Source organism: Massilia aurea (genome assembly GCF_024753205.1).
In the GTDB taxonomy this organism is placed as follows: Bacteria; Pseudomonadota; Gammaproteobacteria; order Burkholderiales; family Burkholderiaceae_D; genus Telluria; species Telluria aurea.
The window spans coordinates 18395-35836 of sequence record NZ_JANUGZ010000002.1; the positions used below are offsets into that span (position 1 = coordinate 18395).

Here is a 17442-nt window from a genome sequence, read left to right on the forward strand (position 1 = left end):
TCGACGGCCAGCGGCCCGGTGATTAGGAGGTTGCCGGCACGGCCGCCGTCAACAGGCGCACGGCGGCCTCGGCGGCGCGGAAATCGAAGCGCCGCAGCGGGTTCCACACCCGATCGAGTGTCACCGCCGGCAGCAGCGGCGCCAGTGCGGCAAGGCATGCTTCGGCCTGTTCCAGCGCCCCGGCGTCGAGCGCTTCGAGCAGACTCGTCAGGTGCGCTTGCAGCACCGCCGGCGACGCTGCCACGGGCAAGGCTGCCGGCGCCAGCGCAGGCGCCGGCCCAAGGTACTGCTCGATCGCGCGCCGCGCCTGTGCCAGCACCTGCGTCAATGGCCCCAGGTCGACCGCGACGCCGTCGGCGCCCGGCTCGCGCATGGCGGCGTACAGCATCCGCTCGGCCTCGTGCGCGGCAACGCGTGTGGCAGGCAGGGCCAGGCTGGCGGCCACGCCGGCCAGTTTGTGCGCCAGTGCGGCCGCTTCGCCGGGCTGACCGGCAGCCAGACTGGCGCCGATCAGCGCCGCGCTATCGGCATGCAGGTCAAGGAACTGGGCCAGATACTGGCGATAAGCCGCGCCGTCCAGCCACAGGGCGAGTCCGGCAGCCACGTCGAGCGCGTCTTCATCGACCTGTGCCGGCGCCGGGACGGCCAGGGTGCCCGCGCTGCCGCCCCCGCTGTCACTGCCACTGCCGCTCCCGCTTCCGCTCCCGCACAAGCGTGCAATCAGCGCGAGCATTGCCGGCACATCGAATGGCTTGCTCAGCACATGGCACATGCCGGCCTCCAGCGCCGCCTCCTGCTGTTCCTTGAACGCCCCGGCAGTCAGCGCAATGACCGGCAGGCCGTCGAACTGCGGCATGCGGCGCAGCTGCCGGGTCGCCTCGATGCCGTCCATGACCGGCATCTGCACGTCCATCAACACGACGTCGGCCTGCTCAAGATGCGCCAGCAGCCAGTCCAGCGCCTGCCGGCCGTCGCCGACACAGACGGTCTCGGCGCCCTGGTCGCGCAAGATACGCTGCACCACCTCGCGGTTGATGTCGCTGTCGTCGACAACCAGCACGCACACATCGCGCAGCGCTTGGGCCGAGGGCGCGGCGGCCGCGCAGACGGCGGTGGCGCCCGCTTCGGTGGACGCCTGCAGCGGCAGGCTGAAGCTGAACACGCTGCCGCGTCCGGGCGCGCTGTCCACGACCAGCGCGCCGCCCATCAGCGCGACCAGCTGGCGGCAGATGGTCAGCCCCAGACCCGTGCCACCGAAGCGCCGCGTGGTGGAACTGTCGGCCTGGGTGAATGGCGAGAAGATCGCCTCCTGGGCGGCCGGGTCGATGCCGATGCCGGTGTCGTGCACGCTGAACCGGAGCACCAGGGCGTCGCCGTCGCGCCGCTCCAGCGTGCAGCGCAGCGCGACCTGGCCGTTTGGTGTGAACTTGACCGCATTGCCGGTGAGATTGAGCAGCACCTGCTCCAGCCGCAACGCATCCCCCAGCAGGATGCCGACGCCGGCCGGCGGCGTGTCGACGACCAGTTGCAGGTCCTTGCCAGCGGCGCCGATGCGCATGCTGGTGGCGACCTTCTCCAGTAACTCGCCCAGGCAGAACGGCGCGGCCTCGATGAGCATGTGTCCGGCCTCGATCTTCGACACGTCGAGGATGTCATTGACGATCGCCAGCAGCGATTGGCCGGACACGCGGATATTGCGCACCATGCTGCGGGCGTCGGCGTCGATCGCGCGCTGCTCGAGCAGATAGGCGAAACCCAGCACGGCGTTGAGCGGCGAGCGGATCTCGTGGCTCATATTGGCCAGAAACTCGGCCTTGCTGCGGCTGGCCGCCTCGGCCGCATCGCGGGCCAGGAGCATCTCGGCCTCGGCGCTCTTTTGCGCCGAGATATCCTGCGCGAAGACCAGAGTCGCCGGCCCGTCCGCCAGCCGGACCTGGGCGGTGGCCTTGTAGACCGGCACGGAAGTGCCCCACTTGCCCAGGCCGATCGCCTCGAAATGCTGCTCGGCCGGGGTATCGGCCTCGATCAGGGCCTCCTGCTGCGCGAGCCCGGCCAACGATGACGCAGCGATCATGGCGCGCCAGCGCAAGCCGGTCAGGTCGTCCGCCGCCGCGTAGCCATGCAAGGCCCGGTAGCGCGGGTTGGAATAGATGAAGCGGCCGTGCCGCAGGATGGCAACGGCCAGCGGCGCGTCCTCGATCAGCGTGCGAAACCGCGCTTCGCTGTCATACACGCCCTGCATGGCGGCGCGTGCACGGGCCTGCTCCGCATCCTGGCACGCCCACTGCGCGCGCTTGCGCTGCACCACCGCCAGCGCCCCGCAGGCGCCGGTTGCCAGCACGATGAACAGCACCGCCAGCGTCAATCCCTGACGCCGCAGTGGTGCAGCAACCGCGCTCACGTCGCGGCTCAGGCCAATCACGAGCGGATAGTCCATCGCCAGCGCCGCTGGCGCAATCGTGGCCATGGCCATGACCCGCTCTTCGCCGGTGGTGTAGACCCGGCCTTCGAGTACCCCGGCCACCCGGCCGCTGCTGCGGTGGCGCTGGTAGAACGTGCCCGCGCGCGCCAGGTTGGTGCCGTCGATCTTTCCTTTCGGCGGATAGTTCAGCAATTGCCTTCCGCCACCGTGGATAACCAGTGCCCAGACGTCGGGCGCATACATCGCTGTGCGGAACTGGCCGGTGAAATATTCGGGATCGAGGGTGGCGAGCACCATTCCCGCGAAACGGCCGGCTGCGTCCGGCACCATGCGCGCAACCGTCACCACCTGGTCGCCGCGGATCGAACGGAACGGCTCGGCCACGTACAGGGTGCGGCTGCTGGGCGCACGGCGCACTGCAGTCACATAGTCGCGCCTGGAAAAATCGCGCCCGTACAAGTCGTGTTGGCTCGCAGCACGCACTCGCCCGTCGCGGTCGAACACCATCACCGTGCGCAGGCCGGGCATCGCGCCGACCAGCGCCGACAGACGCCCCGCCAATTCTGCCTCGGCAACGACGCCATCCGGAGCGCTCAGGTAATCGCGCACCACGCCCTCGAGCGCCACATTGGTGGCCACGAGATCGGTCTGGATATTGCTGGCCAACAGCGTGGTCAGCGACAGCAACCGGGCCCGCTCGCTGCTCTCGAGGCGCCCGACCTCGGTCAGCTGCAGATAAGCGAGACTGGCGCCGATGAAGACCAGCGCTGTTGCCAGCATGGCGAACTCGATATATCGACGCCGCATGGTGGTTCCGGTGGGTAGGCGGATCATTTTTCTCATGCTACACCTGGCTGGCAAAAATACGACGGATGCGTCCATGGATTGCAGCGAAAGCGCCACTGTCCCGATGCATTCCTCCATGTTGCATCACAGAAGGCAACCAGCGATACACATCGTGACAAATCACAACACTGAATCAAAAATAAATCGATTTATTCGTTTTATTTGAGTTTTTCGTTTTTTGGTGACATAGAATTGTTGCTGGTACGAATTAAACAGGGGCCCGCCATGCCCGCCACACCTTCCAGCAGGAGTGTTTCATGCGCAATAATTTTCCGGTTACCGATGTCGAAATCGAACTGAGTGACACCGAAACGATCGTCTCGACCACGGATTTGCAGGGCAACATCACGTACGCGAACACGTACTTCATCGCCATCAGCGGCTATACCGAGGAGGAGCTGATCGGCGCGCCCCAGAACATCCTGCGCCATCCCGATATGCCGGCCGAGGCGTTTGCCGATATGTGGGCCACGATCCGCGCGGGACGATCCTGGACTGGGATGGTCAAGAACCGTTGCAAGAACGGCGATGCCTACTGGGTGATGGCCAACGCCACCCCGGTCATGGAAAACGGCAAGGCCGTCGGCTACATGTCGGTGCGCACGAAGCCGACGCGGGCCCAGATCACGGCGGCTGCCGAACTGTATCGGAATCTCAAGGCGGGTACCGCCGGTAATATCCGTCTTCAGCAAGGCGTGGTGCGCGCGACCGGATTGCGCGGTTGGCTGGCGGCCGCAGCCCATATGACGCTGCGCGGCCGCATCGCGCTGAATTTGACGGGCCAGTGCGCGATGCTGCTGGTGCTGATGGGCTTTCACCTCCTCGACGGTGCAGTCCGGTTTCCCCACCTCGAAACACCGCTCGGCATACTGACCGGAGTCGCTGGCGTGTCGTTGCTCTACTTCTGGTACGCGTTACACGCGACGCTGCTGCGGCCAATGGAGGTATCGCGCCAGGCTTGCCAGACCATGGCGGGCGGCGACCTGAGCGTCGAATTCAGCAGCAGCCGGCAAGATGAAATGGGGCAGTTGATGCGGGCCATGCATCAGCTACGCGTCAACCTGCAGTCCATCGTGGGCGACGTGCGCACCAACTTCCAGCAGATCAGCGTAGCGACTGCGGAGATCGCGACCGGCAATATGGATCTGTCGGGACGTACCGAGTCCCAGGCCTCGGCGCTCGAAGAAACCGCGTCCAGCATGGAAGAGCTGGCCTCGACCGTCCAGCAAAACAGCGCCAGCGTCGGCCAGGCCAGCACCATGGCCGAGGCCGCTGATGGCACAGCCGTGAGCGGTGGACTCATCGTCGGCGAAGTCATTGCCACGATGGACGAGATCTCGGAGGCGTCGCGCAAGATCGGCGACATCATCGGCATCATCGAAGGCATCGCCTTCCAGACCAATATCCTGGCCCTGAATGCCGCCGTCGAAGCGGCCCGCGCCGGCGAACAGGGGCGCGGGTTTGCCGTCGTCGCCAGCGAAGTGCGCAATCTGGCACAGCGCAGTAATACCTCGGCGCAGGAAATCAAGCGGCTGATCGCCGCCTCGATCAGCAAGGTCGAGGCCGGCGCCGCCCTGGCCGTGCGCGCCGGGGAAACCACGCAGCAGGTGCAGGCAGCCGTGCGCAAGGTCAGCGGCCTGATGAACGAAATCGCCTCCGCTTCGCGCAAACAGGTCGCGGGCATTGGCCAGGTCAATGACGCCGTCACGCAAATGGATGGCGTGACCCAGCAGAACGCCGCCCTGGTGGAGCAATCGGCCGCTGCTGCTGCTGCCCTGCAGGAACAGACGCTCAAGGTTGTCCAGGCGCTGGCCGTGTTCAAGCTGGCCCGCAGTGCAGCGCCAGCGTCCATGCCAGCGACACCGCCCCGCCGTTCTGCGGGCGTCAACCGCGCCACCGCACTGCAGCTGGCCCTGCCATGATCTGGAACGGTCGGCAAGCCGCGCCGGCCGCGCGTGCCGGTCTGAAGAAAGTCGCCGTCAAGCAGCTACGGCCAGGAATGTATGTGGAACAACTATGCTGCGCGTGGATCGACACGCCATTCTGGCAATCGTCCTTCCTGATCGAATCGGCAGCGCAACTCGAGCGCATTGCGACCAGTCGCGCTGTCGAAGCCTGGATCGACACCGGGCGTGGACTCGATGTCGAACCCGCGCCGGAGACGAACGCCACGGCGCCGGCCACAGCGCGCGCTGCAGACGACACCGCCTTTCGCTTCCGCCCTGCCCCGCGCGCCATGATGGCGGACGAACTCGGCCGCGCCGCCGTGCTGCTCGACCAGTCGAAGCGCGCCCTGTTCGACATGTTCAACGAGGCGCGCATGGGCTGCGCGGTCGAGGTGCGCGATGCCATGCCGATGGTCGAATCCATCGCCGCCTCGGTGCTGCGCAACTCCGGCGCACTGTCTGGGCGCGCCGGACGCGCGCGATGCCATTGTTGGATGCGAGAACGCTGCCGAGTGGGGCTTGCGGGACATTGACGGGTACCGGCTTGGGGATGGCGTCGCGAAGGCGCCGTGAATGGTATCAAACCATATCAAGCGTAACAACTGAAACGACATTCCCGGCTGATGTAATTCGATAGATTCTCAGGAGTAAACGTTAGTTATAATTTAACTAATACGAATAATGATTCTGGGGACGAAATGAATGATTGGCAATGTGATTTGGTTCGGTACGGTATGCGGCGACCATTCCTGAAGGAACAATCGATTTGGGCGGTGTGGCTGTATCGTCAAGGACGCCGCATTGACCTCCGGTCTGCAGGCCCCAGCAAAAAGTTTCAGACGACGCTGTACTGGCTGGCCTTTCGTGTGGTCGAGACGACGACGGGCGTCAGCCTGCCGAAATCTGCCAAGATTGGTCCAGGCCTGCGGATCTGGCACTTCGGCAGTATTTTTATTCATCCCGATACGAAGATCGGCGCAAATTGTACGCTGCGCCAAGGGGTCACGATTGGTAACCGCCATGTCGATGGTCCCGTGCCCATTCTTGGTGATGATGTCGAGATCGGCGCGTATGCGCAAATATTGGGTAGCGTCAAAATTGGCAACAACTGCCGCATCGGTGCCATGTCAGTCGTCCTGACGGATATGCCGGATGGCAGTACTGCAGTGGGCGCACCTGCGCGCCTGGTTTTCCAGCCTCAGGTGGACGTCCCGGCAAAGCCAGCCATTCCGGCTTGATCGCGCAGGGTCAGGTCCATGCATTCTTCCTGAAGTTCAATCGGCACTCGTCACGTGTCACGCGCATAAAAAACTGCACCCAGGCATTGGTTGTCCGGTGACGAGCTGGGCTTGTACGCGCGCATGGGCGCGGTCTGCGATGTGTACAACGCCATCACGTCGAACCACCCCTGCAAAGAGGGCTGGTGCCCGACCAATTCGCTGCGGCATGGCCGAATGGGCCCGCGCCGGGCAATTCAACGAGGCCGTGTTTGCTGGCTCGTCAAATGTCTGGGCATCTATCCCGTGAGCACGCTGGTACACCTGCAATCGGGCGCCTCGGCGTCGCGGAACAGCCCTGCGGCAAATCACTGCTGCTGCCCAGGATCACAGTGTTTTTCTCGCCACGGGGCACAGGCTTGAACAGGAAGCGCAAATGACTCATCGATGAGAATCGTCAGCCACCTTAGATAAGATAGATAAACAAGTAGTTAGTACGGCCACCATAGCGAAAAATACTCGATGCTATGCGGGAATATCATTCCGCGCAAAATAATTTCTATCCTTAAAATTAAATTTCCTTATATTACTTAGCGCGATATCTGAAAAATTAAAAAGATGCATTAAATTAACTATGGTTCACCAAGTGAAATAAATCTTCTTTGATTTTGTCGGTAAAATTTACACAAGTACGCATCGGAAACGCGCTGTATTTACAAACCATTGTAAATAAAGGATTTCATTCATGTGGCTCAGTTATTGCATACTAAAAAAGCTCATCCAACAACTGGGGAACAGTAATGAAACACTTGTTTGCTAAACTGTCAGTGGCAGCTGCTTTGGTAACGTGCGGTATTGCTCAGGCTGCGCCAATCCCGTATTCACCAGTCGGCACGCAAAACGCCGCAGTGTATACATTTACTGCAGCATCAACCGGCAGTGTGACAGGCTATTTTGCCGGGGCGGGAGCAGCGACCTATACGAATGAAGTGTCCATGCTTGTCAATGGTGTAGCAACCGGGCTATACGGACTGAACAATCAGACATCGACATATGGTCAGTCATTCGACTTCGGGCCTGTTGTTCAAGGCGACGTCCTGGTATTCGTTCTCAGAAATCTTGTACCGGGCAATGTTGGCCCTTGGTATTCCCAAACCAACCTGAATAGCGACTTTGTCAACCATGTCTACTCGTCTTACTACGCTGGTGATGCAAATATGATCGCCGGGACGTACGTCGCGTTCGAAGATCTGAATAATGGGGGTGACTTTAATTACAATGATGTAAGTTTTGTTTTCGCCAATGTCTCGGAAGTTCCTGAGCCTGCATCCGTCGCCTTGCTCGGGCTCGGTTTACTGGGTCTCGGGACGAGCCGTCGCAAGAAACAGCGCAGTGTGTAATTAACGATTGTTATATACCGTCTAGCGGCTGCGAATAGCGCTGTCATGATTTATTTCTTAAGGCTGCTCATCGTCGAGCAGCCTTTTCCGCTTTCGTTAACCCTGGATCATCATACTCACACCGGCTCTTCCTGCACTGGCCGGTGCCAGCGCTGCGTCATGACAGTTGAGTGATGCGCAAAAGTATTTCTAAGGGATATAAAAGCTTCAGAAACGAAAAAGGCCAACCTTTCGGCTGGCCTGACTCGTTGAATCTATTGGTCGGGGCGAGAGGATTCGAACCTCCGACCCCGTGCACCCCATGCACGTACGCTACCAGGCTGCGCTACGCCCCGACTAGTCAATAATTATATCAGAGCCACAAAAAAAATCTTGCGATTTTGCCATACCCATCGCGGCGGTATGGCCCGGCGCTGACTTGCGCTTACTTCCACTCGCCGCGCAACGTCATGACCTGCTGCTGCAGATACTCCGGCGTCGCCAGCTCCGGCGCCACCGGTGTGCCCACTGCCAGCGACAGTTGCGAGCGCATGCCGCGCGCGACGCGCCGGCCGAACAGATTGCCCTGGTCGCGCGTGAACCAGCTACCCCACAGGCCGCGTAGCGCCATCGGAATCACCGGCACCTTGTTGCGCTCGACGATCTTGGTGATGCCGCTTCGGAACTCGCTCATCTCGCCCGTCTTGGTCAGGCGCCCTTCCGGGAAGATGCAGACCAGCTCGCCATCATGCAGTGCATGGGCGATGTCGACGAAGGCCTTTTCCATCGTCCACGGGTCTTCCTTGGCCGGCGCAATCGGGATCGCATTGACCGCGCGGAAAATCCAGCGCAGGAACGGCGTCTTGAAGATGCGGTGGTCCATCACGAAGCGGATCGGGCGCGGGCTGGCCGCGTTGATGACGATCGCGTCGACGTAGCTCACGTGATTGCAGACCAGTACCGCCGGGCCGTCGGCCGGGATGTGCGAGGTGTCGATCATGCGCACCCGGTAGACGGTGTGGATCAGGATCCAGGCTAAAAAGCGCATCAGGAATTCCGGCACCAGCGAGAAGATGTAAATCGCCACCACCGCATTGAGAAGCGCCGTGGTCAGGAACAGTTCCGGAATCGTGAAGCCCTGCCCCAGCAGCAGGATCGCCACACCGGCCGAGGCCACCATGAAGATCGCATTCAGGATGTTCATGCCGGCAATCGTGCGCGAGACATGTTTCTGGTCGCAGCGCGTCTGGATCAGCGCGAACAGCGGCACGATGAAGAGGCCCCCGAACACGCCGATCATCACCAGGTCGAACAGGATGCGCAAGGCGCCCGGCTGGCCCAGCAGCGCCAGCCAGTCGACGATCGCCGTGCCCGCCGTGAAGCTCGAGCTGGCGAAATACAGGTCGATGCCAAACATCGACAGGCCAATCGAGCCGAACGGCACCAGACCGATCTCGACCTTGTGGCCCGACAGGCGTTCGCACAGCAGCGAGCCGGCGCCGATGCCAAGCGAAAACACGGTCAGCAGCAGCACGAACACGCTGTGGTCGCCGCGCAGGTAATCCTTGGAAAACACGGGAAACTGGGCCAGCAACAGCGCGCCATAGAACCAGAACCACGAGTTGCCGAGCATCGACAGGAACACGGTGCGGTTCTTGCGTGAGTACGCCAGGTTGCGCCACGATTCGGCAATGATGTTGCGGCTGATGCGCAGCTCGGGCACTGGCGCCGGCGATGGCGGGATGCGCCAGCTGGCCAGCAGGCCCAGCACGGCGAACAGCACCGTCGCGCCAGCCACGAGCATGATACCGTTCGGCCGGCCAACGAGCACCGCGCCGGCCACTTCGCCCAGCAGGATGCCGACGAACGTCCCCATCTCGACGACGCCATTGCCGCCGACCAGTTCATCCGGTTTCAGATTCTGCGGCAGGTAGGCGTATTTGACAGGCCCGAACAGCGTCGAGTGCATGCCCATGCCGATCACGGCCGCGATCAAGAGCCACAAGTTGTGCGTCATCCAGCCAATACCGGCCACCAGCATGATCGCGATTTCGGCGATCTTGACGATGCGCGCGAGCCGGGCCTTGTCGAACTTGTCGGCGAGCTGGCCGGCCGTGGCGGAGAACACCACGTACGGCAGGATGAACAGGCCGGGAATCAGGTTGTTGATGAGCGAGGGGTCGAGCGTGGTCCAGTTCAGCGCGTCATAGGTCATCACGACCAGGAGCGCCGTCTTGAACAGGTTGTCGTTGAACGCGCCCAGGAACTGGGTCCAGAAAAAGGGGGCGAAACGGCGCTGGGTCAGCAGGGAAAATTGGCTCGGTTGGCGCATGCTGGAGGGCTCGGGTGACTAGGATGCCGTAATGTACAACGGCAAGCACGGCCGAACAAAGCATGTTTCTCATATTCATGCTTGCGTATTCGCATCTGATACCGGAGGTCGTGGCCGGCGATACGAAACAGCCTGGAAGAATCACGCAGCACTACCCTGCCCGCATGATGCGGGTGACCCCAAGCAAAGCGGCCACCCGATGGTGCTGCGCTGCTTAGCCCAGCGACTCCAGGCGAATCCGCGTGACCTTGCCGATCACGGCCGGCATCGCCTCGATCCTGGCAATCGCCGCATCGATGCTCTTCTCCTGCGTCTGGTGCGTGAGCATGATGATGTCGATATCGGTCTGGTTGCCCGGCTCTTTCTGCAGCACGGCGTCGATCGAGATATTGCCGTCGGCCAGGATGCGCGTCAGGTCGGCCATCACGCCCAGCTGATCCTGCACGTGCACGCGCAGGTAGTAGCTGGTCGTGATGTCGGCCATCGGCATGATCGCCACGTCGCTCATCTGGTTTGGCTGGAACGCCAGGTGCGGCACGCGGCCCGATGGGTCGACGGTGGCCAGGCGCGTCACGTCGACCAGGTCGGCGATCACGGCCGATGCGGTCGGCTCTGCGCCGGCGCCCTTGCCGTAGTACAGCGTGACGCCCAGGGCATCAGCATGCACCAGCACGGCATTCATCGCACCCTCGACATTGGCGATCAGGCGCGCGGCCGGGATCAGCGTCGGGTGAACGCGCAGCTCGATGCCTTCGCCGGCGGCAGTCGTCGTGCGGCGGGTGATGCCTAGCAGCTTGATACGGTAGCCCAGCTGTTCGGCGTAGCGGATGTCCACTGCCTGCAACTGGCTGATGCCTTCCACGTAGGCCTTGTCGAACTGCACCGGGATGCCGAAGGCAATCGCCGACATGATGGTCAGCTTGTGCGCGGCATCCACGCCTTCGATGTCAAAGGTCGGATCGGCCTCGGCGTAGCCCAGCGCCTGCGCCTGCGCCAGCACGGTGGCAAAGTCCAGGCCCTTGTCGCGCATCTCGGACAGGATGAAGTTGGTGGTGCCGTTGATGATGCCGGCCACCGATTCGATGCGGTTGGCAGTCAGGCCTTCGCGCAGTGCCTTGATGATCGGGATGCCGCCGGCCACGGCCGCCTCGAACGCGACGATCACGCCCTTCTCTTGCGCGGCGGCGAAAATCTCGTTGCCGTGCAGCGCCACCAGCGCCTTGTTGGCGGTGACCACATGCTTGCCGTTGGCAATGGCTTGCAGCACCAGTTCGCGCGACAGCTCGTAGCCGCCGATCAGCTCGACGACGATGTCGATATCGGGATGGTTCACCACGGCGAACGGATCGCTGACGACTTCCACACCATCGCCGGTGACCGTGCGTGCGCGCTCGGTATTGCGCGCGGCAACCATCGTCACTTCGATGCCGCGGCCGGCGCGGCGGCGGATGTCTTCCTGATTGCGCTTGAGTACGTTAAAGGTACCGGCACCAACGGTGCCGATGCCCAGCAGGCCAACTTGAATCGGTTTCATAAAATCTGTTTCTCGTGAGGTCTGGGCGCGACGCGCTGGATCAGGCGTGACGCCGTCGGTAACCGTCGAGGAAGCGCGCAATGCGTCCGCAAGCGTCGGTCAGGTCGTCGGAATTAGGCAGGAACACCAGCCGGAAATGGTCCGGGGCGATCCAGTTGAAGCCGGTGCCTTGCACCAGCAGCACTTTTTCCTCGGTCAGCAGTTCGCAAATGAACTGCTGGTCGTCCGTGATCGGGTACATCTTCGGATCGAGGCGCGGGAACATGTAGAGCGCAGCTTTTGGCTTCACGCAGGACACGCCCGGTATATCGGTAAGCAATTTATAGGCAAGATCGCGCTGCCGGAGCAGACGCCCGCCCGGGCCCACCAGGTCGTTAATGCTCTGGTGGCCGCCCAGCGCGGTCTGGATCGCGAACTGGCCCGGCGCGTTGGCGCACAGGCGCATCGAGGCCAGCATGTTGAGGCCGTCGATATAGCCTTTGGCATGGCGCTTTTCGCCCGAGACCACCATCCAGCCGGCGCGGTAGCCGCACGAACGGTAGTTCTTCGACAGGCCATTGAGGGTCACGAACAGCACGTCGTCGGCCAGCGAGGCCATCGAGACGTGCTCGGCCATGTCATACAGCGTCTTGTCGTAGATTTCGTCAGCGTAGATGATCAGCTGATGCTGGCGCGCCAGCTCAATGATCTCGAGCAGCACTTCGCGCGGATACAGCGCGCCCGTTGGGTTGTTCGGATTGATGACGACGATGGCGCGCGTGTTTGGCGTGATCTTGCTGCGCATGTCGGCGATGTCGGGCATCCAGCCGGCGCCTTCGTCGCAGATATAGTGGCGCGGCGCGCCGCCGGCCAGGCTCACGGCAGCGGTCCACAGTGGATAATCGGGCGCCGGCACCAGCACCTCGTCGCCATTGTTCAGCAAACCCTGCATCGACATGACGATGAGTTCCGACGCCCCGTTGCCCAGGTAGATGTCGTCGATCGTCACGCCGGTGATGTTTTTCTCTTGCGTGTAGTGCATGACCGCCTTGCGCGGCGCGAACATGCCTTTAGAGTCCGTATAGCCGGCCGCGCCGTGCATATTGCGGATCATGTCGCTGACGATCTCGTCCGGCGCATCGAAGCCGAACACGGCGAGGTTGCCGATATTGAGCTTGATGATTTTCTGGCCGTCTTCTTCCATCTGGCGCGCCTGCTCCAGGGCCGGTCCGCGGATCTCGTAGCAGACGTCGTCGAGCTTGTTCGATTTGGCAATCGGTCGCACAGTATCCCCTGGAAAAACGCCTGCACTGTTGCAGTGCGCAAAAATACCCATTCTGCCCAAAGCGCACGGTTTAGGCAACCTTGCCGATCCGGTTACAATGGGCATCCGCACAGTCACCGCTTACCAGCGTCCACTTCGCCTATCGCCATGAAGCTCCATTCCGACAATACCCAGCAATACCAGACCGTCACCGGCGTCGATGCCAGCGGCGTCGAGATCAACGCCCAGCGTTACGACTACAGCCTGACGCTGCTGCCCGAGGTCCCGCCGCGCCCGTGGAACGTCACCGATTTCGACCAGCTTACCGCCGCCCACTTCGATGAACTGGCGCAGGATGCGCCGGACGTCGTCATCCTCGGCACCGGCGCGCGCCAGCGCTTCGTGCATCCGCGCCTGGTCACCAGCCTGTCGAGCCGGCACATCGGTGTGGAAAGCATGGACAACGGCGCCGCCTGCCGCACCTACAACGTGCTGATGGGCGAAGGCCGCAAGGTCACGCTTGCCCTGATCCTCGAACGCACCGCCTGAATCGCTACAAGAGCGGTTCAAGGGGGCCGCAAACGTTTCAATCCGGTTAAATATTGCGATTCTGCCCACAAGAGTACTAGCGGCGGATAGCGCCGACGGATTATCATGGGGTGCCGCTCCCCGCCATGGCGCGCCGGGAGGGTCACCTGCAGCTGCGCTGCGACCGTCAGGAGAAACCCGTGGCCGAGAGCCAACTTGCAACCTTTGCCCCATTCACCGCCCCGATGACGGGCGAGAAACCGTTCGAACTGCTCGGCCGTCCCGCCAAGTACACGGTGCTGTACTTTTACCCGAAGGACAATACCCCTGGCTGCACCACCGAGAGCATCGCCTTTCGCGAAGCGTATCCCGAGTTCCAGGCACTGGGCGCCGACATCTACGGCTTGTCCCGCGATTCGCTGCGCTCGCACGAGAATTTCAAATCCAAGCTCGGCCTGCCGTTCGAGCTGATCTCGGACGCCGATGAAGCCGTGTGCACGCAGTTCGACGTCATGAAGATGAAGAACATGTATGGCAAGAAAGTACGGGGGGTCGAGCGCAGTACGTTTGTCATTGACGCTCAAGGCCGATTGGTGAAAGAATGGCGTGGCGTGAAGGTCAGTGACCATGTGACTGAAGTGCTGGAATTTCTGAAGAGCCAGCCCTGACAATGGATGGCTCCAGTTTGTTCAACCTGCTGGATCGCTGCCACTTATTTTGAGTCGACCTGTAATTCAACCTGTCCTGCATCTGCACTACCCCCACCCGGTTGCCCGCCGGGCCGGCGCATTTCCCGGCTCGGCCGTGTTGCAACAGTTCAACCGCAATTCCCCTTATCCCTGTTTAGTCGCGTCATCTCGTGCGCCAGCGCCATGTGGCCCGCGCGCGCACGGTCTTCCAGACTTTTTTTAGATTGAGAACCTGATGCCACTGCCAAAAATACCGAATGAGCCAGCAACCATGTTGCTGATCAAAGATTACCCCAAGGCCGAACCTGGTCGTTCGCCGGTGCGTTCGATCTCGGCCAAGCCCGATCCTGAAGTCGATGACCTGATCAGCGGTCAAGCCGTGCCAACGCCGAAGTCGCGTGCACGCCGTAAAGCCGAAGACACCCTCGCCGCCGCGCAAGCGCCCGTGCGTGCTGCGCCGGTTGCCGAAGCAAAGCCGCAGGCTGCTCCCGAAGCTGCACCAAAAGCTGCCCCTCAAGCTGCACCCCAAGCTGCACCTCAGGCACCGAACGTTGCCCCGATCTCGGCCAAGCTGCGCGATCAGGATGCCGAACAGCTGCATTCCGCCAAGCAGAAGCCCGTGGAAGCGCCAGTCAAGTCGTCCACCAGCCGCAAGGCCGACCGTTCGGGCCTGACCAAGGTGTTCGTGCTGGATACCAACGTGCTGATGCATGACCCAAGCTCGCTGTTCCGGTTCGAGGAGCACGACGTCTATCTGCCAATGATGACGCTCGAGGAACTCGACAACCACAAGAAGGGCATGTCCGAAGTGGCGCGCAATGCACGCCAGGTGTCGCGCACGCTCGACGCGCTGATCGCCAACGTCGACGACGACGCGATCGAGTCCGGCATTCCGCTGTCCAAGCTGGGCAACAAGGATGCCAAGGGACGCCTCTTGTTCCAGACCCGCCTGACAAGCGCGCCGCTGCCGGAAGGCCTGCCGGAAGGCAAAGCCGACAACCAGATCCTGGGCGTCGTGCGCGCACTCGAACAGCAGCAGGCGGGCCGCGCGATCGTGCTGGTGTCGAAAGACATCAATATGCGCATCAAGGCGCGCGCCATCGGCTTGCCGGCTGAAGACTACTTCAACGACCACGTGCTGGAAGACAGTGACCTGCTGTACTCGGGCATCGTCCAGCTGCCGGACAATTTCTGGGACACGCACGGCAAGGACGTCGAATCGTGGCAGGAAAACAAGAACGGCAACTCGGCGACCTATTACCGCGTGACCGGTCCCTTGATTCCGACCCTGCTGGCGAACCAGTTCGTCTACATGGAGCCGAAGGATGGCCAGTCGCCGCTGTACGCCCAGGTCAAGCAGATCGACGGCAAGACCGCCGTACTGCAAACCCTGCGTGACTATAGCCACAACAAGAACAATGTGTGGGGCATCACGGCGCGCAACCGCGAGCAGAACTTCGCACTGAACCTGTTGATGAATCCGGAGTGCGACTTCGTCACGCTGCTGGGCCAGGCCGGTACCGGCAAGACCCTGCTGGCCCTGGCCGCCGGCCTGGCACAAGTGCTCGAAACCAAGCTCTACAACGAGATCATCGTCACCCGCGTGACGGTGCCGGTCGGTGAAGACATCGGCTTCCTGCCAGGCACCGAGGAAGAAAAAATGTCGCCATGGATGGGTGCATTCGACGACAACCTCGAAGTGCTGATGAAGTCTGATGGCGACGCTGGCGACTGGGGTCGCGCGGCAACGCAGGACCTGATCCGCTCGCGCATCAAGATCAAGTCGCTCAACTTCATGCGCGGCCGCACTTTCGTCAACAAGTTCCTCATCATCGACGAAGCGCAGAACCTGACGCCCAAGCAGATGAAAACGCTGGTCACGCGCGCCGGTCCTGGCACCAAGATCCTGTGCCTGGGTAATATCGCGCAGATCGACACGCCATACCTCACCGAAGGCTCGAGCGGCCTGACCTATGTGGTCGACCGCTTCAAGGGCTGGAACCACGGTGGCCATGTCACGCTGGCACGCGGCGAACGCTCGCGCCTGGCCGATCACGCCAGCGACGTGCTGTAATCGTTTTGCCGCCTGCCTCGTGCAGGCGCTGTCCCGCAACGCCCGCCCTCACCGGCGGGCGTTTTTTTTGGCGCAGTCAGCGTTAAATAGAGACTCGCTTTGAACTGACGAGCAGTCCAGTGGTCCAACCCCTGTCCTCAGCGTCAGGAGTCGATCATGAAAGCGCCACGTTTCAAGGGCTGGTTTGCAAAACTGCTTTTGCTGAACCAGCCGCAACGCCGGCAAGTGCTCGACGCCCTGCATCCTGCAGCCGGACTTGATCAAGTGATCGCGCTCATCAGCGAGGTCAGAGCGCCAGGCCGCTGCTGCCCCAGATGCGGCAACGAGCGCTGCTACCGGCACGGGTTCGCGAATGATTTGCAGCGCTACCGCTGCTGTGCCTGCGGCCGCACCTTCAACGACCTGACCGGCACGCCGCTGGCACGGCTCAGACTCAAGGCCAAATGGCTCGCGTATTCGCAGGTGATGCTCGATTCACTCCCCGTCCGCAAGGCCGCAGATCGGGTCGGCGTACACCGCAACACCGCCTATCGCTGGCGCCACCGCTTCCTGCATTGGGTCAAGCTCGACCGGCCCGCAGTCCTCAACGGCATCGTCGAGGCTGACGAAACATTCCTGCTTGAATCACAAAAGGGTTCGCGCACGCTCGATCGGCCACCGCGCCACCGTGGCGGCCATGCGGTCAAACGGGGCATTTCCAGCGAACTCGACTGCATCCTAGTCGCGCGCGACCGCGAGGGACGCACGGTCGACGCCGTCACTGGCCGCGGCGCACTCACCGCTGCGCAACTCGCCCGTGACTTGCTGCCCAGGCTCAACAGGCAGGCCTTGCTGGTCAGTGACAGCCATGCCGCCTACCGCGCCTTTGCACGAAAGCACAGGATCGCGCACGAGACGGTCAATCTGCGCGCAGGTATGCGTGTGCGGCGTCTGGGCAGTCTTGCCATCCATGTGCAGAACGTGAACGCTTACCACCACCGCTTCAAGGCCTGGTTACAGGGCTTTCATGGCGTGGCATCGCGCTACCTGCCCAATTACCTGGGCTGGTGCCGGGCGCTGGATGGCCAGCGGATCATTTCGCCAGCACAATTGCTCCGCATTGCTATCAGCGTCATCAACAGATAATGCTGACTGCGCCTTTTTTTTGGCAACATGTCTGCGTTATGCCGGTAACACGACCTGTCGGCGTGTGTGTCTCCCACCATTACCTGTCATTTCTGCGAGGATCGCAC

Annotated in this window: 12 protein-coding genes and 1 tRNA gene; 8 read left to right on the top strand and 5 right to left on the bottom strand. The window is 62.0% G+C overall.

Annotation, left to right across the window (positions count from 1 at the left end; all coding sequences use genetic code 11):
• Positions 1-22: 22 nt before the first annotated feature.
• The gene (locus tag NX775_RS05755; RefSeq protein WP_258835135.1) at positions 23-3229 is read right to left on the bottom strand and encodes an ATP-binding protein; all 3207 of its coding nucleotides are present in this window, start codon (positions 3227-3229) and stop codon (positions 23-25) included.
• A gap of 296 nt (positions 3230-3525) precedes the next feature.
• On the opposite strand from NX775_RS05755, the gene NX775_RS05760 reads away from it, so the two are divergent.
• The 4 genes from NX775_RS05760 to NX775_RS05775 all read left to right on the top strand — a co-directional run bounded on the left by NX775_RS05760 (position 3526) and on the right by NX775_RS05775 (position 7831).
• Positions 3526-5190: a methyl-accepting chemotaxis protein gene (locus tag NX775_RS05760; RefSeq protein WP_258835136.1), complete on the top strand. Its 1665-nt coding sequence runs from the start codon at positions 3526-3528 to the stop codon at positions 5188-5190.
• Entirely contained in the window at positions 5187-5747 is a 561-nt protein-coding gene (locus NX775_RS05765; RefSeq protein ID WP_258835137.1) for a DUF3391 domain-containing protein, read from the top strand. Before NX775_RS05760 ends, NX775_RS05765 begins: the two co-directional genes overlap by 4 nt.
• A gap of 165 nt (positions 5748-5912) precedes the next feature.
• Positions 5913-6452 carry a serine acetyltransferase gene (locus tag NX775_RS05770; protein ID WP_258835138.1) on the top strand — a complete coding sequence of 180 codons (540 nt, stop codon included), beginning with the start codon at positions 5913-5915 and terminating at the stop codon, positions 6450-6452.
• Between the two features lie 779 nt (positions 6453-7231).
• A complete protein-coding gene (locus NX775_RS05775; RefSeq protein WP_258835139.1) occupies positions 7232-7831 on the top strand; it encodes a DUF4114 domain-containing protein in 600 nt (199 codons plus the stop codon).
• A 258-nt stretch (positions 7832-8089) separates the two neighbouring features.
• On the opposite strand, the gene NX775_RS05780 is transcribed toward NX775_RS05775, so the two are convergent.
• From NX775_RS05780 to NX775_RS05795, 4 genes are all read right to left on the bottom strand, one after another.
• Positions 8090-8166, bottom strand: a tRNA-Pro gene (locus NX775_RS05780).
• A gap of 89 nt (positions 8167-8255) precedes the next feature.
• The gene (locus tag NX775_RS05785) at positions 8256-10142 is read right to left on the bottom strand and encodes an MFS transporter (RefSeq protein ID WP_258835140.1); all 1887 of its coding nucleotides are present in this window, start codon (positions 10140-10142) and stop codon (positions 8256-8258) included.
• A gap of 214 nt (positions 10143-10356) precedes the next feature.
• Positions 10357-11676 (bottom strand): homoserine dehydrogenase, encoded by a 1320-nt coding sequence (locus tag NX775_RS05790; protein ID WP_258835141.1) that lies wholly within the window; start codon positions 11674-11676, stop codon positions 10357-10359.
• Between the two features lie 40 nt (positions 11677-11716).
• Positions 11717-12940, bottom strand: coding sequence for an aminotransferase class I/II-fold pyridoxal phosphate-dependent enzyme (locus NX775_RS05795; RefSeq protein WP_258835142.1), 1224 nt, complete (start codon positions 12938-12940; stop codon positions 11717-11719).
• Between the two features lie 147 nt (positions 12941-13087).
• On the opposite strand from NX775_RS05795, the gene NX775_RS05800 reads away from it, so the two are divergent.
• The 4 genes from NX775_RS05800 to NX775_RS05815 all read left to right on the top strand — a co-directional run bounded on the left by NX775_RS05800 (position 13088) and on the right by NX775_RS05815 (position 17335).
• On the top strand, positions 13088-13468 hold the full coding sequence (locus NX775_RS05800; RefSeq protein WP_258835143.1) for an Mth938-like domain-containing protein: 381 nt from the start codon (positions 13088-13090) through the stop codon (positions 13466-13468).
• A 179-nt stretch (positions 13469-13647) separates the two neighbouring features.
• On the top strand, positions 13648-14115 hold the full coding sequence (locus NX775_RS05805) for a redoxin domain-containing protein (RefSeq protein WP_258835144.1): 468 nt from the start codon (positions 13648-13650) through the stop codon (positions 14113-14115).
• 256 nt (positions 14116-14371) lie between these two features.
• Positions 14372-16210 (top strand): PhoH family protein, encoded by a 1839-nt coding sequence (locus NX775_RS05810; RefSeq protein ID WP_258835145.1) that lies wholly within the window; start codon positions 14372-14374, stop codon positions 16208-16210.
• Between the two features lie 156 nt (positions 16211-16366).
• Positions 16367-17335 (top strand): IS1595 family transposase, encoded by a 969-nt coding sequence (locus NX775_RS05815; RefSeq protein ID WP_258835146.1) that lies wholly within the window; start codon positions 16367-16369, stop codon positions 17333-17335.
• The last annotated feature ends 107 nt before the right edge of the window (positions 17336-17442 follow it).